General features: G+C 49.5%; 1 protein-coding gene. It reads right to left on the minus strand.

From position 1 onward, the window contains the following. Window positions 1-334 (minus strand): hypothetical protein (locus AC1D17_RS29270; RefSeq protein ID WP_477568683.1); only part of this gene is annotated, 334 nt, incomplete at its 3' end. Window positions 335-555 lie beyond the last annotated feature (221 nt).

Below are 555 nucleotides of genomic sequence, written 5' to 3' on the forward strand. Positions count from 1 at the left end.
ACTTTGATAAGGGGTCCGCATCCGAAGCCTGAGCTAGGAATGGAATAATCACCGACGATGGAATTGTCCAAAACAGACAATAGTAGTGCGCCCTTCTATATAGTTCGGCCTGCTTTTTCCAAAATCCTAAGGTGCCACGAATTCGATCGTAATGCTGTTGCAAAGCGTCCTTTGCCCCATCAGTGAAGTGTTTTGATTGCTCGAAATTTGGCCCACCGGGATGCAGCACAATTTTACCGAAAATTGCTCTTAGAACAGGGACGCCGGTAATAACAGCGAGCGTTACATACGCTACGATTGCGACAAGCCACCAATTCACAACTATGTTCGCCATAGGCGATCCCCACACCGTTACCGCGCTGTTATGGTGCAGATCTTTGTTGCGGACAACATATAACCAAGCCGCTCGATCTAGGCTGCTTGCTTCAAGCCCAAATTGCAACGATGATCGCCCGTCCTCGATAGCAACTCGAGCGAGTCTTGGTGGCGACGCGGTTAGAATACGTGTTTTCGTCAAGACATCCGAACGACGTCTGTCCGGGAATGGTTGAGGAC

Source organism: Pararhizobium sp. P1_E7 (assembly GCF_056405855.1).